This is a genomic window from Shigella sp. FC1567 (genome assembly GCF_001743015.1).
Taxonomy (GTDB): domain Bacteria; phylum Pseudomonadota; class Gammaproteobacteria; order Enterobacterales; family Enterobacteriaceae; genus Escherichia; species Escherichia coli.
Window position 1 is genome coordinate 24932 of the sequence record NZ_MIIV01000033.1, and the last position, 16398, is coordinate 41329.

The 16398-nt window shown below is 51.1% G+C and carries 13 protein-coding genes and 4 pseudogenes; 12 read left to right on the plus strand and 5 right to left on the minus strand.

From position 1 onward, the window contains the following. Window positions 1-30: 30 nt before the first annotated feature. Complete coding sequence (gene dpiA, locus BHE85_RS02880) at window positions 31-711, minus strand: two-component response regulator DpiA (protein WP_039064001.1); 681 nt, start codon at window positions 709-711, stop codon at window positions 31-33. After that, window positions 680-2337, minus strand: a pseudogene (dpiB, locus tag BHE85_RS02885) (sensor histidine kinase DpiB). Before dpiB ends, dpiA begins: the two are co-directional and overlap by 32 nt. Window positions 2338-2685: 348 nt before the next feature. Here dpiB and citC point away from each other — a divergent pair. From citC to BHE85_RS28325, 10 genes and pseudogenes are all read left to right on the plus strand, one after another. Further along, entirely contained in the window at window positions 2686-3744 is a 1059-nt protein-coding gene (gene citC, locus BHE85_RS02890) for a [citrate (pro-3S)-lyase] ligase (protein WP_000467708.1), read from the plus strand. Between the two features lie 14 nt (window positions 3745-3758). Further along, the gene (citD, locus tag BHE85_RS02895) at window positions 3759-4055 is read left to right on the plus strand and encodes a citrate lyase acyl carrier protein (RefSeq protein WP_000700705.1); all 297 of its coding nucleotides are present in this window, start codon (window positions 3759-3761) and stop codon (window positions 4053-4055) included. Then, the gene (gene citE, locus BHE85_RS02900) at window positions 4052-4960 is read left to right on the plus strand and encodes a citrate (pro-3S)-lyase subunit beta (protein WP_000622357.1); all 909 of its coding nucleotides are present in this window, start codon (window positions 4052-4054) and stop codon (window positions 4958-4960) included. The genes citD and citE overlap by 4 nt, the downstream gene beginning before the upstream one ends. A gap of 10 nt (window positions 4961-4970) precedes the next feature. Continuing rightward, window positions 4971-6503: a citrate lyase subunit alpha gene (citF, locus tag BHE85_RS02905; protein ID WP_004981384.1), complete on the plus strand. Its 1533-nt coding sequence runs from the start codon at window positions 4971-4973 to the stop codon at window positions 6501-6503. A gap of 3 nt (window positions 6504-6506) precedes the next feature. Next, window positions 6507-7057, plus strand: a pseudogene (gene citX, locus BHE85_RS02910) (citrate lyase holo-[acyl-carrier protein] synthase). Beyond that, a pseudogene (gene citG, locus BHE85_RS02915) lies at window positions 7032-7909 on the plus strand (triphosphoribosyl-dephospho-CoA synthase CitG). The pseudogenes citX and citG overlap by 26 nt, the downstream one beginning before the upstream one ends. 50 nt (window positions 7910-7959) lie before the next feature. After that, window positions 7960-9423: a citrate/succinate antiporter CitT gene (gene citT, locus BHE85_RS02920; RefSeq protein WP_000050343.1), complete on the plus strand. Its 1464-nt coding sequence runs from the start codon at window positions 7960-7962 to the stop codon at window positions 9421-9423. A gap of 110 nt (window positions 9424-9533) precedes the next feature. Then, window positions 9534-10340 carry a ribonuclease I gene (gene rna / locus BHE85_RS02925; protein WP_004981259.1) on the plus strand — a complete coding sequence of 269 codons (807 nt, stop codon included), beginning with the start codon at window positions 9534-9536 and terminating at the stop codon, window positions 10338-10340. Between the two features lie 229 nt (window positions 10341-10569). Further along, window positions 10570-10980 (plus strand): nucleoside diphosphate kinase regulator, encoded by a 411-nt coding sequence (rnk, locus tag BHE85_RS02930; protein WP_000089731.1) that lies wholly within the window; start codon window positions 10570-10572, stop codon window positions 10978-10980. 176 nt (window positions 10981-11156) lie between these two features. Next, the gene (locus BHE85_RS28325) at window positions 11157-11207 is read left to right on the plus strand and encodes a hypothetical protein (RefSeq protein WP_349809465.1); all 51 of its coding nucleotides are present in this window, start codon (window positions 11157-11159) and stop codon (window positions 11205-11207) included. Between the two features lie 3 nt (window positions 11208-11210). On the opposite strand, the gene BHE85_RS02935 is transcribed toward BHE85_RS28325, so the two are convergent. Further along, window positions 11211-12449 (minus strand): zinc-dependent alcohol dehydrogenase, encoded by a 1239-nt coding sequence (locus BHE85_RS02935; RefSeq protein ID WP_000646155.1) that lies wholly within the window; start codon window positions 12447-12449, stop codon window positions 11211-11213. Window positions 12450-12669: 220 nt separating this feature from the next. On the opposite strand from BHE85_RS02935, the gene uspG reads away from it, so the two are divergent. Then, window positions 12670-13098, plus strand: a complete 429-nt coding sequence (gene uspG / locus BHE85_RS02940) for a universal stress protein UspG (protein WP_000278510.1) — start codon at window positions 12670-12672, stop codon at window positions 13096-13098. A 120-nt stretch (window positions 13099-13218) separates the two neighbouring features. Here the strand turns inward: uspG and ahpF are convergent, their stop codons facing one another. Further along, complete coding sequence (ahpF, locus tag BHE85_RS02945) at window positions 13219-14784, minus strand: alkyl hydroperoxide reductase subunit F (protein WP_000887629.1); 1566 nt, start codon at window positions 14782-14784, stop codon at window positions 13219-13221. Window positions 14785-14954: 170 nt separating this feature from the next. Beyond that, entirely contained in the window at window positions 14955-15518 is a 564-nt protein-coding gene (gene ahpC / locus BHE85_RS02950; protein ID WP_000052796.1) for an alkyl hydroperoxide reductase subunit C, read from the minus strand. Window positions 15519-15889: 371 nt separating this feature from the next. Here ahpC and dsbG point away from each other — a divergent pair. After that, window positions 15890-16300 (plus strand): annotated as a pseudogene (dsbG, locus tag BHE85_RS02955) (thiol:disulfide interchange protein DsbG); the annotation flags it as partial. Window positions 16301-16398 lie beyond the last annotated feature (98 nt).

Consider the following 16398-nt stretch of genomic DNA (forward strand, 5'->3'; position numbering starts at 1 on the left):
CGGAGGCAAGTTTCCTCCGGCTTTATCATGTCACCCACTGTGGTATATGCGTTGTGGTCTGCCAACTTTGCCGTGAACAATTTCAGCAATAATCAGATGGCGGCTGGCGCAATATTCAAGATAACGTCTGGCAGACGTGCGGCTGATGGTCAGTGCCTGCGCCACCGTTTCTGTCGTATGTTGCACACCAGGCTCTTTAAACAGTTTTCGCACCGCGTTTAGCGTCAAGGGATCAATGCCGGTCGGCAGTTCGTCTTTAGGTTCACCGCGAGCATAGGCATTAAACATCTCATCAATTTGCTTCTGGCTGGCGCTATCAATACTTTCCAGCATATGTTTACGCTGGCGGAAACGGGTTAGCGTTTGCCCCAGCCGTTCATAGGCAATGGGCTTAATGAGATAATCAAATACACCACAACGTACGGCTTCAGACACCGTTTCCATATCGCTGGCTGCAGTGGTAAACACCACGTCGCCGGGATAATGCGCCTGCACCAGTTCATGCAATAAATTAATCCCTCTGCCGTCAGGAAGATAGTTATCGAGCAAGATTAGCCCCGGCTTAAAACGCTCGATCATCATTCGGGCCTGCGCCAGGTTTCCCGCCAGTAATATCTGACTGAATCCGGGAATGTGACGAATATATTCCGCATGCATCTCTGCCAGCGGCGTTTCGTCCTCAACGATCAATAGGGTTAATGGAGCTGTCATTAGGTTTCACTTTCGGAATATAGATTGAAAATAAGGTACCGCAGGGATCATTATCTTCGAGAGTGATAACACCACCGCAGCGCGTTACGTAGCTGGCAATCAAGTACAACCCAATGCCATGTTCACCGGGCTCGTCAGCACGCGTACTGACCCCCTGCTCAAATATTTTGTCTCGTAGAGACTCTGGAACGCCGCAGCCCTGATCGGCGACTTCAATCACCACATCATCGCCTTCATCGCTGAGGAATAATTCAACGATCTTGTTTCCTTCATCGCTACGCAGGCTGGCTTCGAAGGCGTTATCAAGTAAATTGCCCACAATGGCTGCAAACTCGGTGCTATCCAGTCCTGGCGGCAGTTGCGAAAGCTGGCTACCGGGGACAATGATCATTTTTAGCCCCAGTTCCCGGGCGCGCTGCACTTTACCAAAAAGCAGCCCCGCCACCTAGCGATCGGCAAACGCCTCGCGCAGGCTGTCAATAAGCTGTTGCTGGGCCTGAGACTCCCCCTGCACCATCGCCAGCACGCGATCATACTCTTTCATCTGCAACAGACCATTGAGCGTCGACATCCAATTGAGATGCTCGTGTCGCAATGTACGAAGGCTCTCAACGTATTGTTTTATTTGCGTCAGTTGCGCATTGAGGGTGGAAATTTCGTCTTTACTGCGAAAGCTGATAATGGCCCCCAGCAAATCATCACCTGAACGAATAGCTTCCCGATTGGCAATAACGCTCAGACCGTTAAAGTTAGCCACCATATCCTGACGTTTTTCATCAATCTGTTCGGTAAAGAAATCGGCGGGCCTGACCACTTCAGCAATGGGTTTACCCAACCATTGCCGTCCGGGGGAACTCAGCCCCAGCATCTTTCTTGCGTTACGATTGATGGCGGTAATGTAACCGTGCGGATCCACCGCAATCAGCCCTTCATAAACCGAACTAAACAGCGCCTCTTGCTGACGGACCACGCGTGCGATTTGCTTTGGCTCCATGCCCATCATCTGCCGACGGATATGCGCGGCCAGGAACCACGACAGCAACATCAGAATCCCTAACAGCACGACAAACACACCTGCCATCGGTAATAAAAACTCAGCCCGCCAGCTATCGATTTTACTCACCAGGTAGCCAATCGACACCACGCCGATGACTTTTCCATCGTCATCAAAGATTGGCGTTTTGGCGCGCATCGCCATCCCCATTGACCCTTTCCCGGTAATGAAGTAGCTCTCCCCTTTCTCCAGCGCGCCCTGTTTGGTGAACTGCATAGGATAACCAATTTTCTCCGGATTAGGATGGTAAAGGCGGATCGAGTGCCGGTCGCCATCACCACATAATCAAAATCGGTATCTCTTTGTAATTTGTTAGCGATGGTCGCCAGCCGTTTGTAGTCACGCGTTTTCACCGCAGAGATGACACTGTCATTGGAGGCAATAATTTTCGCCTGATTCATTGCCATGTCGCGTACATGAAGCGTTAAATAGTCCTCAAAACTGGCCGTAAAATATTGCGCCAAGGCTGCAATGACAAATATTGAGAACACCAGAATCAGCAAAAAGATACGCAGCGGAAATGCCAGTCTTTGGAAAAATGCAAACTGTTTATTCTCGTTAAGCTGCAACATTGTTTTCCTTGCGGGTTATCCCGAGCCTCTTTGACAGATGTAATTAAAATGTTGAATCAAAATACATAGATATTAATTATGATCGTGGCAAATTTTATTCATTAAATCAATTAAATCACTTAAACCTGCAGGTCATTTCGTAATTACATTAATTAAAAAACTTAAACCATTAAATAAATAAAAATTTCACGCCGAAATACTCCTTAGGATGTATAGCGAAAGGAGAAAAAGATATACCTCGATCACCCCCCTTTCTCCCAAGTGAAAATAAAAGGTTATCAGTTTGCAACATTGAACAACATTCGTTGCAAATCGATAACAACATGCACCTTCAGGATACTATTTATTATGTTCGGCAATGATATTTTCACCCGCGTAAAACGTTCAGAAAATAAAAAAATGGCGGAAATCGCCCAATTCCTGCATGAAAATGATTTGAGCGTTGACACCACAGTCGAAGTATTTATTACCGTAACCCGCGATGAAAAGCTTATCGCGTGCGGTGGAATTGCCGGAAATATTATTAAATGCGTTGCTATCAGTGAATCCGTTCGCGGTGAAGGACTGGCGCTGACATTAGCCACTGAACTGATAAACCTCGCCTATGAGCGGCACAGCACGCATCTGTTTATTTATACCAAAACCGAATACGAGGCGCTGTTCCGCCAGTGCGGTTTTTCCACGCTGACCAGCGTACCCGGCGTGATGGTGCTGATGGAAAACAGCGCCACGCGACTGAAACGCTATGCCGAATCGCTGAAAAAATTTCGTCATCCAGGGAACAAGATTGGCTGCATTGTGATGAACGCCAATCCCTTTACGAATGGTCACCGTTATCTGATTCAACAAGCTGCGGCACAGTGCGACTGGTTGCATCTGTTTTTAGTCAAAGAAGATTCTTCACGCTTCCCCTATGAAGACCGGCTGGATCTGGTGTTAAAAGGCACCGCCGATATTCCACGCCTGACTGTGCATCGCGGCTCCGAATACATCATCTCCCGCGCTACGTTCCCTTGCTACTTCATTAAAGAACAGAGCGTCATTAACCATTGTTACACCGAAATTGATCTGAAGATTTTCCGTCAGTACCTCGCTCCCGCACTGGGTGTAACTCACCGCTTTGTCGGTACTGAACCCTTTTGTCGCGTTACCGCCCAGTACAACCAGGATATGCGCTACTGGCTGAAAACGCCGACTATCTCCGCACCGCCCATCGAACTGGTTGAAATTGAGCGGCTGCGTTACCAGGAGATGCCGATATCCGCTTCCCGGGTACGTCAACTGCTGGCGAAAAACGATCTCACGGCTATCGCGCCGCTGGTCCCTGCAGTCACGCTGCATTATTTGCAGAACCTGCTTGAGCACTCCCGCCAGGACGCGGCAGCTCGTCAAAAGACCCCCGCATGAGAAACAGGTGAAAAATGAAAATAAACCAGCCCGCCGTTGCAGGCACCCTTGAGTCTGGGGATGTGATGATACGCATCGCCCCACTCGATACGCAGGATATCGACCTGCAAATCAACAGCAGCGTTGAGAAACAGTTTGGCGATGCAATTCGCACCACCATTCTGGACGTTCTCGCCCGCTACAACGTGCGCGGCGTACAGCTGAATGTCGATGACAAAGGCACACTGGACTGCATTTTACGTGCACGACTGGAAGCCCTGCTGGCACGCGCCAGCGGTATCCCGACTCTGCCATGGGAGGATTGCCAATGATTTCCGCTTCGCTGCAACAACGTAAAACTCGCACCCGCCGCAGCATGTTGTTTGTGCCTGGTGCCAATGCCGCGATGGTCAGCAACTCCTTCATCTACCCGGCTGATGCCCTGATGTTTGACCTCGAAGACTCCGTGGCATTACGTGAAAAAGACACCGCCCGCCGCATGGTTTATCACGCGCTGCAACATCCGCTGTATCGCGATATTGAAACCATTGTGCGTGTCAACGCGCTGGATTCCGAATGGGGTGTTAACGACCTGGAAGCCGTCGTTCGCGGTGGTGCGGACGTTGTGCGTCTGCCGAAAACCGATACCGCTCAGGATGTTCTGGATATTGAAAAAGAGATCCTGCGTATCGAAAAAGCCTGTGGTCGTGAACCCGGCAGCACCGGCCTGCTGGCGGCGATTGAATCTCCGCTGGGCATTACCCGCGCAGTGGAAATCGCTCACGCTTCCGAGCGTTTGATCGGTATCGCCCTCGGTGCAGAAGACTATGTGCGCAACCTGCGTACAGAACGCTCCCCGGAAGGAACTGAACTGCTGTTCGCACGCTGTTCCATTTTGCAGGCCGCGCGCTCTGCGGGTATTCAGGCGTTCGATACCGTCTATTCCGACGCTAACAACGAAGCCGGATTCCTGCAAGAAGCCGCCCACATCAAACAGCTGGGCTTTGACGGCAAATCGCTGATCAACCCGCGTCAGATTGATCTGCTGCACAACCTCTACGCACCGACCCAGAAAGAAGTGGATCACGCCCGCCGCGTCGTAGAAGCCGCTGAAGCCGCCGCTCGCGAAGGCCTCGGCGTGGTTTCCCTGAACGGCAAGATGGTGGACGGTCCGGTTATCGATCGCGCCCGTCTGGTGCTCTCCCGTGCAGAACTTTCCGGCATCCGCGAAGAATAAGGCAATCAAAATGACGCAGAAAATTGAACAATCTCAACGACAAGAACGGGTAGCGGCCTGGAATCGTCGCGCTGAATGCGATCTTGCCGCTTTCCAGAACTCACCAAAGCAAACCTACCAGGCTGAAAAAGCGCGCGATCGCAAACTGTGTGCCAACCTGGAAGAAGCGATTCATCGCTCTGGTTTACAGGACGGCATGACGGTTTCCTTCCATCACGCTTTCCGTGGCGGTGACCTGACCGTCAATATGGTGATGGACGTCATCGCGAAGATGGGCTTTAAAAACCTGACTCTGGCCTCCAGCTCCCTGAGTGATTGCCATGCGCCGCTGGTAGAACACATTCGCCAGGGCGTGGTTACCCGCATTTATACCTCTGGCCTGCGCGGTCCACTGGCGGAAGAAATCTCCCGTGGTCTGCTGGCGGAACCGGTGCAAATCCACTCTCACGGCGGACGTGTGCATCTGGTACAGAGCGGCGAACTGAATATCGACGTGGCTTTCCTCGGCGTCCCATCCTGTGATGAATTCGGTAATGCCAACGGTTACACCGGTAAAGCCTGCTGTGGCTCCCTCGGCTATGCAATGGTTGATGCCGACAACGCAAAACAGGTCGTGATGCTTACCGAAGAACTGCTGCCTTATCCGCATAATCCGGCAAGCATTGAGCAAGAGCAGGTTGATTTGATCGTCAAAGTTGATCGCGTTGGCGATGCTGCAAAAATCGGCGCTGGTGCGACCCGTATGACCACTAACCCGCGCGAACTGCTTATTGCCCGTAGCGCTGCGGATGTGATTGTCAACTCTGGCTACTTCAAAGAAGGTTTCTCCATGCAAACCGGCACCGGCGGCGCTTCGCTGGCGGTAACCCGTTTCCTGGAAGACAAAATGCGTAGCCGCGATATTCGCGCCGACTTCGCCCTCGGCGGTATTACTGCAACGATGGTTGATCTGCACGAAAAAGGTCTGATCCGCAAACTGCTGGATGTGCAGAGCTTTGACAGCCATGCTGCGCAATCGCTGGCCCGTAACCCCAATCACATCGAAATCAGCGCCAACCAGTACGCTAACTGGGGTTCGAAAGGCGCATCGGTTGATCGTCTCGACGTGGTGGTACTGAGCGCGCTGGAAATTGACACCCAGTTCAACGTTAACGTGCTGACCGGCTCTGACGGCGTACTGCGTGGTGCTTCCGGTGGTCACTGCGATACCGCGATTGCCTCTGCGCTTTCCATCATCGTCGCGCCGCTGGTACGCGGTCGTATTCCGACTCTGGTGGATAACGTGCTGACCTGCATCACCCCGGGCTCCAGTGTCGATATTCTGGTCACAGACCACGGTATCGCAGTTAACCCGGCACGTCCGGAGCTGGCAGAACGTCTGCAGGAAGCGGGCATTAAAGTGGTTTCCATTGAGTGGCTGCGTGAACGTGCGCGTCTGCTGACCGGTGAACCACAGCCGATTGAATTCACCGACCGCGTCGTTGCCGTTGTGCGTTACCGCGATGGCTCGGTGATCGATGTTGTACATCAGGTGAAGGAATAAGCCATGCACCTGCTTCCTGAACTCGCCAGCCACCATGCGGTGTCAATTCCCGAGCTGCTCGTCAGCCGGGATGAAAGGCAAGCACGGCAACACGTCTGGCTCAAGCGCCATCCTGTTCCACTGGTCTCCTTTACCGTGGTTGCGCCTAGGCCGATTAAAGACAGTGAGGTCACACGCCGAATTTTTAATCATGGCGTGACAGCCTTGCGTGCCTTAGCCGCAAAACAGGGCTGGCAAATTCAGGAGCAGGCTGCACTGGTTTCCGCCAGCGGGCCGGAGGGTATGTTGAGCATTGCCGCCCCGGCTCGCGACCTCAAGCTCGCCACCATTGAGCTTGAACATAGTCATCCTCTCGGGCGGTTATGGGATATCGATGTCCTGACGCCCGAAGGCGAAATTCTCTCCCGCCGCGACTATTCACTGCCGCCTCGCCGCTGCCTGTTGTGCGAGCAAAGCGCAGCCGTCTGCGCGCGTGGAAAACCCATCAACTGACCGATTTACTCAACCGCATGGAGGCACTGCTGAACGATGTCGATGCCTGCAACGTCAACTAAAACCACAAAGCTTGCGACGTCATTAATCGATGAGTACGCCCTGCTGGGCTGGCGCGCCATGCTGACTGAAGTCAATCTGTCACCGAAACCAGGTCTCGTGGATCGCATTAACTGCGGTGCGCATAAAGATATGGCGCTGGAAGATTTCCACCGCAGCGCGCTGGCGATTCAGGGCTGGCTACCCCGTTTCATTGAATTTGGTGCCTGTAGTGCGGAAATGGCACCAGAAGCGGTACTCCACGGATTACGCCCAATTGGTATGGCTTGCAAAGGTGATATGTTCCGCGCCACCGCGGGCGTAAACACGCATAAGGGCAGCATTTTTTCTTTAGGGCTACTGTGTGCGGCAATTGGCCGTTTGCTTCAGCTCAACCAGTCGCTAACGCCAACAACCGTTTGTTCTACGGCGGCAAGTTTCTGCCGTGGCCTGACCGATCGCGAACTGCGTACCAATAATTCACAACTGACGGCAGGTCAACGGTTGTACCAGCAGCTTGCCCTTACCGGCGCACGCGGTGAAGCCGAAGCGGGTTATCCACTGGTGATCAACCACGCCTTGCCGCATTACCTCACTCTGCTGGATCAGGGGTTAGATCCTGAACTGGCATTGCTCGATACCTTGCTCCTACTGATGGCGATCAACGGCGATACCAACGTTGCTTCGCGCGGTGGCGAGGGGGCCTGCGCTGGCTACAGCGCGAGGCGCAAACATTATTGCAAAAAGGGGGCATTCGAACCCCCGCCGATCTCGATTATCTCCGGCAGTTCGACAGGGAGTGTATCGAACGAAATCTCAGTCCAGGCGGCAGTGCCGACCTGCTGATCCTTACCTGGTTTTTAGCACAGATTTAATTATTTAAGCACTTGATAAATTTGGAAATATTAATTTTCGGAGAACCCGTATGTCTTTAGCAAAAGATAATATATGGAAACTATTGGCCCCACTGGTGGTGATGGGTGTCATGTTTCTTATCCCTGTCCCCAACGGTATGCCACCACAGGCATGGCATTACTTCGCTGTGTTTGTGGCAATGATTGTCGGCATGATCCTCGAGCCAATTCCGGCAACAGCGATCAGTTTTATTGCGGTTACTATTTGCGTTATTGGCAGTAATTACCTGCTCTTTGATGCCAAAGAATTAGCTGACCCAGCGTTTAATGCGCAAAAACAGGCGCTGAAATGGGGTCTGGCTGGTTTTTCCAGCACCACGGTATGGCTGGTATTTGGCGCATTTATTTTTGCATTAGGGTATGAAGTTTCCGGGTTAGGTCGTCGCATTGCCCTTTTCCTGGTGAAATTCATGGGCAAACGCACGCTGACGTTGGGTTATGCGATTGTCATTATCGACATTCTGCTGGCGCCGTTTACACCGTCCAACACCGCGCGTACCGGGGGTACGGTTTTTCCGGTCATTAAAAACCTGCCGCCGTTGTTTAAATCATTCCCCAACGATCCGTCCGCGCGTCGTATTGGCGGCTATTTGATGTGGATGATGGTCATTAGTACCAGTCTGAGTTCGTCCATGTTTGTCACCGGTGCGGCACCAAACGTGCTGGGTCTGGAGTTCGTCAGCAAAATTGCCGGTATCCAGATTAGCTGGTTGCAGTGGTTCCTCTGCTTCCTGCCGGTTGGGGTTATCTTGCTTATCATTGCGCCGTGGCTTTCCTACGTGCTGTACAAACCGGAAATCACACACAGTGAAGAAGTGGCAACCTGGGCGGGTGATGAACTGAAAACCATGGGTGCGCTGACACGCAGAGAGTGGACACTGATTGGCCTTGTATTGCTCAGCTTAGGTTTGTGGGTTTTTGGCAGTGAAGTCATTAATGCTACTGCAGTTGGTCTGCTGGCAGTTTCGCTAATGCTGGCCCTGCACGTTGTGCCTTGGAAAGATATTACCCGCTATAACAGCGCATGGAACACGCTGGTCAACCTGGCAACTCTGGTTGTGATGGCTAACGGCCTGACTCGTTCTGGCTTTATTGACTGGTTCGCCGGTACCATGAGTACGCACCTGGAAGGATTCTCACCAAACGCAACGGTGATTGTACTGGTTCTGGTGTTCTACTTTGCACACTACCTGTTTGCCAGCCTGTCTGCGCACACCGCAACCATGCTGCCGGTTATTCTGGCCGTCGGTAAAGGTATTCCGGGCGTACCAATGGAACAACTGTGTATCCTGCTGGTGCTGTCTATCGGTATCATGGGCTGTCTGACGCCCTATGCAACCGGTCCTGGGGTGATTATTTACGGCTGTGGCTATGTGAAATCAAAAGATTACTGGCGTCTTGGCGCAATCTTCGGGGTGATTTATATCTCTATGTTGCTGTTGGTTGGCTGGCCGATTCTCGCCATGTGGAACTAATACGTTCGCCAAACGCTGAATAAATCATCACGCCCGCCAGGTAAGCCCACCTGGCGGGCGTGATGATTTAATAGATAGTATTCAGTGTATGTATGAGTTCCACACCCATTATGAAAGCATTCTGGCGTAACGCCGCGTTGCTCGCGGTTTCTCTGCTTCCCTTCTCTTCTGCCAACGCCGTAGCGTTGCAGGCAAAACAGTATGGCGATTTTGATCGCTATGTCCTGGCCCTCTCCTGGCAAACCGGATTTTGCCAGAGTCAACACGATCGAAATCGTAACGAACGAGATGAATGTCGCCTGCAAACCGAAACGACCAACAAAGCTGATTTTCTGACCGTACATGGTCTGTGGCCAGGATTGCCTAAATCGGTTGCTGCCCGTGGTGTTGATGAACGCCGCTGGATGCGCTTCGGTTGCGCTACTCGCCCAATCCCGAATCTACCAGAAGCGCACGCCAGCCGGATGTGTTCATCGCCGGAAACCGGGTTATCACTGGAAACGGCCGCTAAACTAAGTGAAGTCATGCCAGGAGCTGGCGGACGTTCCTGCCTGGAACGCTACGAATATGCCAAACACGGTGCCTGCTTTGGTTTTGATCCGGACGCATACTTCGGTACGATGGTACGCCTGAATCAAGAAATTAAAGAGAGCGAAGCCGGAAAATTCCTTGCGGATAATTACGGTAAAACAGTGAGCCGCCGTGACTTTGACGCCGCCTTTGCCAAAAGCTGGGGAAAAGAGAACGTGAAAGCAGTTAAGCTAACGTGCCAGGGTAACCCTGCGTATTTGACTGAAATTCAGATCTCGATCAAAGCTGACGCCATCAACGCTCCGCTTTCTGCAAACTCATTCTTGCCACAACCACACCCAAGCAACTGTGGCAAAACCTTTGTGATTGATAAAGTGGGTTATTAATCATCTGATTTACAAAACACGCTAATTCGTCTTCCATAAACCGTGACGATTAAGAATTATACATAATGCGCTGCATTGAGGAATTCCCTGAATGTGACGCAAATCACTTCAAAGAGTGAGCAACAGTCAGTATCATCATGTGAGTTAAACCCTCGCCGCCTGACGGTGAGGGTTTTCTTTTGGGTATGTTTATCTGCGACACTCGCAGTACCGACGACATGGAGTAAAAATGTCCAGACCAACTATCATCATTAACGACCTGGATGCCGAACGCATCGATATTCTGCTGGAGCAACCCGCCTATGCTGGTTTGCCAATCGCCGACGCGTTAAACGCAGAGTTGGATCGCGCCCAAATGTGTTCGCCAGAAGAGATGCCACACGACGTGGTGACAATGAACAGCCGGGTTAAATTCCGCAATCTTAGCGATGGCGAAGTGCGTGTGCGCACGCTGGTGTATCCGGCAAAAATGACCGATAGCAATACTCAGCTTTCCGTTATGGCTCCGGTAGGTGCCGCACTGCTGGGGCTGCGCGTTGGCGATTCCATTCACTGGGAACTTCCGGGCGGCGTTGCAACCCACCTTGAAGTGCTGGAACTCGAATACCAGCCAGAAGCTGCTGGCGACTACCTGCTTTAATCCCATCTGCACAAGCGATAACTCGCTTTGCCCAGAGGATGCACTCGCATCCTCTTTACGCAAAATCAGCAATTTTTCCTGGTTCTCACTGTTCACTTTTGCTGCAAAATTATTCCGTTTCGTTTGTGGGAATAACCATGGCAGAAGCATTTTACATCCTGATAGGATTTCTGATTATGGCGGCGATTATCGTCATGGCTGTCCTTTACCTCGAAAACCACTCCTGACGATCATATTGTTCCCCCCGGCATCGCATTCACCAGACCTGAAACTGCCTTCTGCGCCTCCTCTGCGCTTTGTGCACCGGGTACCAGAATCACCTTACGGCACTCCTCTTCACGTTTTTCGAAAATCTCATATCCCCGGGCGGCCTCTTCAAACGGCATATAGTGGGTAACAATTTCTTCTGGTTTCAGTAATCCTTTCTCAATTAACGGTAATAATTCTCCCAGCCATGCGTGAACGTGGGTCTGTCCCATTTTAAACGTCAACCCTTTATCAAAGGCGTCACCAAACAGGAAACCGTGAATAAATCCAGCGTAGACGCCCGGTACGCTAACAATGCCGCCACGCCTGACCGCCGCAATACACTGGCGCAACGCTTTACCGCTGCTGCCCTCCAGTTTCAGGTTAGTCAGCACCGTTTCCGTAGTGCTGCCTTTCGCTTCAAAACCGACGGCGTCTATTACTGCATCCACGCCCCGGTGACCTGCCGTTTGTTCAATAATTGACTGTGCCGGATCGCTATCTTCATCGAAATTAATCGGGATCGCGCCGTAGCGGTCAGCGGCGAAACTCAAGCGGTAGGGATGATGATCAACAACAAAAATCTGTTCCGCACCGAGCAACCGTGCACAGGCGATTGTCAACAATCCCACTGGACCGGCACCATAGACTGCAACGCTTGAACCTTGTTGGATCTGCGCATTTTTTGCTGCCTGCCATGCCGTTGGCAGAATATCAGAAAGGAAAAGGGCTTTATCATCTGAAAGCAAAGGCGGTACTTTAAACGGCCCCACATTCCCTTTAGGGACGCGGACATATTCCGCCTGTCCACCAGGAACGCCACCATACAGGTGACTATAACCAAACAATGCCGCGGGAGCTGGTATCTGTTTTTTATTGAGCGCAGCGCCTTTACCCGCATTGGTATTTTCGCAGGCGGCATATTGCTGCATTCGACAGAAAAAACAGTCGCCACAAGCAATGACAAACGGAATTACCACCCGGTCGCCTTTTTGCAAATTTTTTACGTCCTTTCCGGTTTCAACGACTTCCCCCATAAATTCATGACCAAAAATATCGCCATGTTTAACCTGGGGTATTTTGCCTCGATAAAGATGGAGATCAGAGCCACAGATCGCCGTTGCCGTAATACGCAGAATAATATCATCTGCCTGTTCAATGCCCGGATCGGGAACATTTTCTACCTGAACGTGATGTGGGCCGTGATAAGTCAATGCTTTCATGCAACCTCCAGAGACAGTTCAAAAAAGAGTCAGTCTTTAAGGGTAGCTATCACAGCGGGAAAACGGGCGGTACCGCAGGTTTTGGGAGAATTCCTGGTGTTCAGTGAGAATATATTAATCACAGAAACCGTTCGTAAGGAAAAAGAACCAGACAAATATCAGGGATAAATATTATAATCATGGCGAATGATTTGTTCATGATTAACAGGGAGAAAGGGTTATGTATAAGACAATCATTATGCCAGTTGATGTATTTGAAATGGAATTGAGCGACAAAGCTGTTCGCCACGCTGAATTCCTCACCCAGGATGACGGAGTTATTCATCTACTTCACGTACTACCCGGGTCAGCCAGCCTGAGCCTGGACCGTTTTGCCGCTGATGTGCGTCGTTTTGAAGAGCATCTGCAACATGAAGCAGAAGAACGTCTGCAAACGATGGTCAGCCACTTCACCATCGATCCTTCCCGCATTAAACAACATGTCCGTTTTGGTAGCGTGCGGGATGAAGTCAATGAGTTGGCAGAAGAACTGGGGGCTGATGTTGTAGTTATCGGTTCTCGCAACCCATCGATTTCGACCCATCTGTTAGGTTCTAACGCCTCGAGCGTGATCCGCCACGCCAATCTGCCTGTACTGGTCGTTCGCTAACAGATAAAAGTATTTATGCCGCCCTGCCTGGAACATCCCGGCAGGGCTTTTTAATGCCATAAAAAAGCCGCTAGGTTTGACCCCGGCGGCTAAGCAATTGCAGGTGAATCTTACTTCTTCTTATGCAGTTTTGGTGCGAATCAGGTAGTCAAAAGCACTCAGAGAGGCTTTGGCACCTTCGCCAGTGGCGATGATGATCTGCTTGTACGGAACCGTCGTACAGTCACCCGCTGCGAATACGCCTTTGACGTTGGTTTCGCATTTCGCATCAATGATAATCTCACCCATGCGGTTACGTTCGACTGCGCCTTCGAGCCAGTTGGTGTTCGGCAGCAGACCAATCTGCACGAAAATACCGGCCAGTTCGATGTTGTGAATATCGCCGCTGACACGATCTCGATATTCCAGACCAACGACTTTGCTGCCGTCGCCTTTCACTTCCGTGGTTTGCGCATTCAGAATAATGTCGACGTTTTTCAGGCTGCGCAGTTTGTCCTGCAGAACCTGGTCGGCTTTCATTTCTGGCGCAAATTCCAGCAGCGTTACGTGCTCAACGATACCCGCCAGGTCAATTGCCGCTTCCACGCCGGAGTTACCGCCGCCGATAACCGCTACGCGTTTACCTTTAAACAGCGGGCCGTCGCAGTGCGGGCAGTAGGTCACGCCTTTGGTGCGATACTGATCTTCGCCCGGAACGTTCATGTTGCGCCATTTTGCACCGGTCGCCACGATAATGCTGCGTGCTTTCAGTACCGCGCCAGAAGCTGTTTCAATCTGATGCAGACCACCTTCAACTGCTGCTGGGATCAGTTTGCTGGCGCTCTGGCTGTCGATCACATCAACGTCGTATTCATCAACGTGAACTTTCAGTGCGCCTGCCAGCTTCTGCCCTTCAGTCTTCGGTACAGAAATGTAGTTTTCGATATCAACGGTATCGAGGATCTGACCACCAAAACGTTCGCCCATCAGACCGGTACGGATGCCTTTACGTGCGGAGTAAATTGCTGCCGCTGCACCCGCCGGGCCGGAACCGACGATTAATACGTCATAAGCATCACGCTTGTTCAGCTCTTCTGCCGCACGTTTTTCCGCGCCCGTATCAATTTTGGCAACGATTTCAGTCAACGTCATGCGGCCCTGACCAAACTCTTTCCCGTTTACGAACACTGCCGGAACGCCCATCACGTTGCGATCGGTGATTTCGTTCTGGAAGGTGCCGCCGTCAATTGCAGTGTGCTTGATGCGCGGGTTCAGTACGCTCATCAGGTTCAGCGCCTGCACCACGTCCGGGCAGTTATGGCAAGAGAGCGAGTAATAGGTTTCGAATTCAAAATCACCGTCAATATGGCGAATCTGCTCCAGCAGAGACTGCGCTTCTTTCGACGGATGACCACCGGTCCACAGCAACGCCAGTACCAGCGAGGTGAACTCGTGGCCCAGCGGGGAGCCTGCAAAACGTGGCCCCTGGTTGGAACCTGGGTTGGTGATCAGGAAAGACGGCTTACGCACCGGCAAGCTGTTATCTTCTTTAAAGGTGACTTTGTCTGACAGTTCTGCGATTTCAGCCAACAGTTCCTTGATTTCTGCCGATTTAGCGCTGTCATCCAGCGTGGCAATTAACTCAACAGGCTTGGTCAATTTCTCAAGGTAAGCCTTGAGTTGAGTTTTCATATTTGTGTCGAGCATGTTTATCTCCTGGGCTTTAAACATCATCATGCAAGCGGCCTCTACGGCTACCTGGATGCAGCTTGCATCATAGTGCGGGGAAGAAAATCGGGTGCCGCAGCACCCGAAGAATTAGGTGAATTTCCGAAGTATTTCGCGCCGGAGTTGGTAGCGCGAAAGACGAAGGAAATTTAGATTTTACCAACCAGGTCCAGAGACGGAGCCAGAGTTGCTTCACCTTCTTTCCATTTAGCCGGGCAAACTTCACCTGGGTGAGAAGCTACGTACTGTGCTGCTTTGATTTTACGCAGCAGGTCAGACGCGTCACGGCCAATGCCTTCAGCGGTAACTTCGATTGCCTGGATGATACCCTGCGGGTCAACAACGAAGGTCGCACGGTCAGCCAGACCTTCATCTTCACGCATGTTGTCGAAGTTACGGGTCAGGGCGCCAGTCGGGTCGCCGATCATCGCATATTTGATTTTAGCGATGGTTTCAGAGCTGCTGTGCCATGCTTTGTGGGTGAAGTGAGTATCGGTAGATACTGCGTATACGTCTACGCCCAGTTTCTGCAGTTCTTCGTAGTGGTCAGCAACGTCACCCAGTTCGGTCGGGCATACGAAAGTAAAGTCAGCCGGGTAGAAGAAGAAGACGCTCCAGCGGCCTTCGGTATCTTTTTCGGTGATTTCGATGAATTCGCCGTTTTTGAATGCCTGGTTTTTAAAAGGTTTAATTTTGGTGTTAATCAAGGACATCTATACTTCCTCCGTGTTTTCGATGAGATGTAAGGTAACCAATTTTTGCCGATTCGGCTAATGCGTTTCCATTATCAAATCGATAAGTTTTACCTTACAACCTTCGTAAGACAACTTTGTGAACTTTGCACCGCCAGCGGCGATAAAAAGTAAAATGGCCCCCTTTCCAGGTGACCGTGTAATCTGAACTACCCTTTGGTATCTTCAGCGCCTGCCTGCAGGCTGAGGCGTTGCCCTTACAAATGCAACAACGACATGGATTACAACACCCTCATAAACAAAGGGCAATCACCTGATCTAAGCTCTTACCTATGACAGTGATAGGTTATGCCTTTTACTCGACTTTTGCACTGACTGAAAAGGACAAATTAATGTTAAAAAAGATACTTTTACTGGCTCTGCTTCCTGCAATCGCCTTCGCAGAGGAACTTCCTGCTCCAGTAAAAGCGATTGAAAAACAGGGCATTACAATCATCAAAACGTTCGATGCCCCCGGAGGAATGAAAGGTTATCTCGGAAAGTATCAGGATATGGGCGTCACCATCTACCTGACTCCAGATGGTAAGCACGCTATCTCTGGTTACATGTACAACGAGAAAGGTGAAAACCTGAGTAACACACTTATCGAAAAAGAAATTTACGCACCAGCCGGACGCGAAATGTGGCAACGGATGGAACAATCCCACTGGCTCCTCGACGGTAAAAAAGATGCGCCGGTCATTGTCTACGTCTTCGCCGATCCGTTCTGCCCATATTGTAAACAGTTCTGGCAGCAGGCGCGTAGACTGGCCCCCTGAATCTCCAGACAACCAGTATCACTTAAATAAGTGATAGTCTTAATACTAGTTTTTAGACTAGTCATTGGAGTACAGATGATTGA

What these genes read in the sequence shown, in the direction of transcription:
- citT (WP_000050343.1), top strand. Translation starts at nt 7,960, where the DNA reads ATGTCTTTAGCAAAAGATAATATATGGAAACTATTGGCCCCACTGGTG.
- citD (WP_000700705.1), top strand. Translation starts at nt 3,759, where the DNA reads ATGAAAATAAACCAGCCCGCCGTTGCAGGCACCCTTGAGTCTGGGGAT.
- ahpC (WP_000052796.1), bottom strand. Translation starts at nt 15,518, where the DNA reads ATGTCCTTGATTAACACCAAAATTAAACCTTTTAAAAACCAGGCATTC.
- rna (WP_004981259.1), top strand. Translation starts at nt 9,534, where the DNA reads ATGAAAGCATTCTGGCGTAACGCCGCGTTGCTCGCGGTTTCTCTGCTT.
- rnk (WP_000089731.1), top strand. Translation starts at nt 10,570, where the DNA reads ATGTCCAGACCAACTATCATCATTAACGACCTGGATGCCGAACGCATC.
- BHE85_RS02935 (WP_000646155.1), bottom strand. Translation starts at nt 12,449, where the DNA reads ATGAAAGCATTGACTTATCACGGCCCACATCACGTTCAGGTAGAAAAT.
- citF (WP_004981384.1), top strand. Translation starts at nt 4,971, where the DNA reads ATGACGCAGAAAATTGAACAATCTCAACGACAAGAACGGGTAGCGGCC.
- citC (WP_000467708.1), top strand. Translation starts at nt 2,686, where the DNA reads ATGTTCGGCAATGATATTTTCACCCGCGTAAAACGTTCAGAAAATAAA.
- dpiA (WP_039064001.1), bottom strand. Translation starts at nt 711, where the DNA reads ATGACAGCTCCATTAACCCTATTGATCGTTGAGGACGAAACGCCGCTG.
- ahpF (WP_000887629.1), bottom strand. Translation starts at nt 14,784, where the DNA reads ATGCTCGACACAAATATGAAAACTCAACTCAAGGCTTACCTTGAGAAA.
- uspG (WP_000278510.1), top strand. Translation starts at nt 12,670, where the DNA reads ATGTATAAGACAATCATTATGCCAGTTGATGTATTTGAAATGGAATTG.
- citE (WP_000622357.1), top strand. Translation starts at nt 4,052, where the DNA reads ATGATTTCCGCTTCGCTGCAACAACGTAAAACTCGCACCCGCCGCAGC.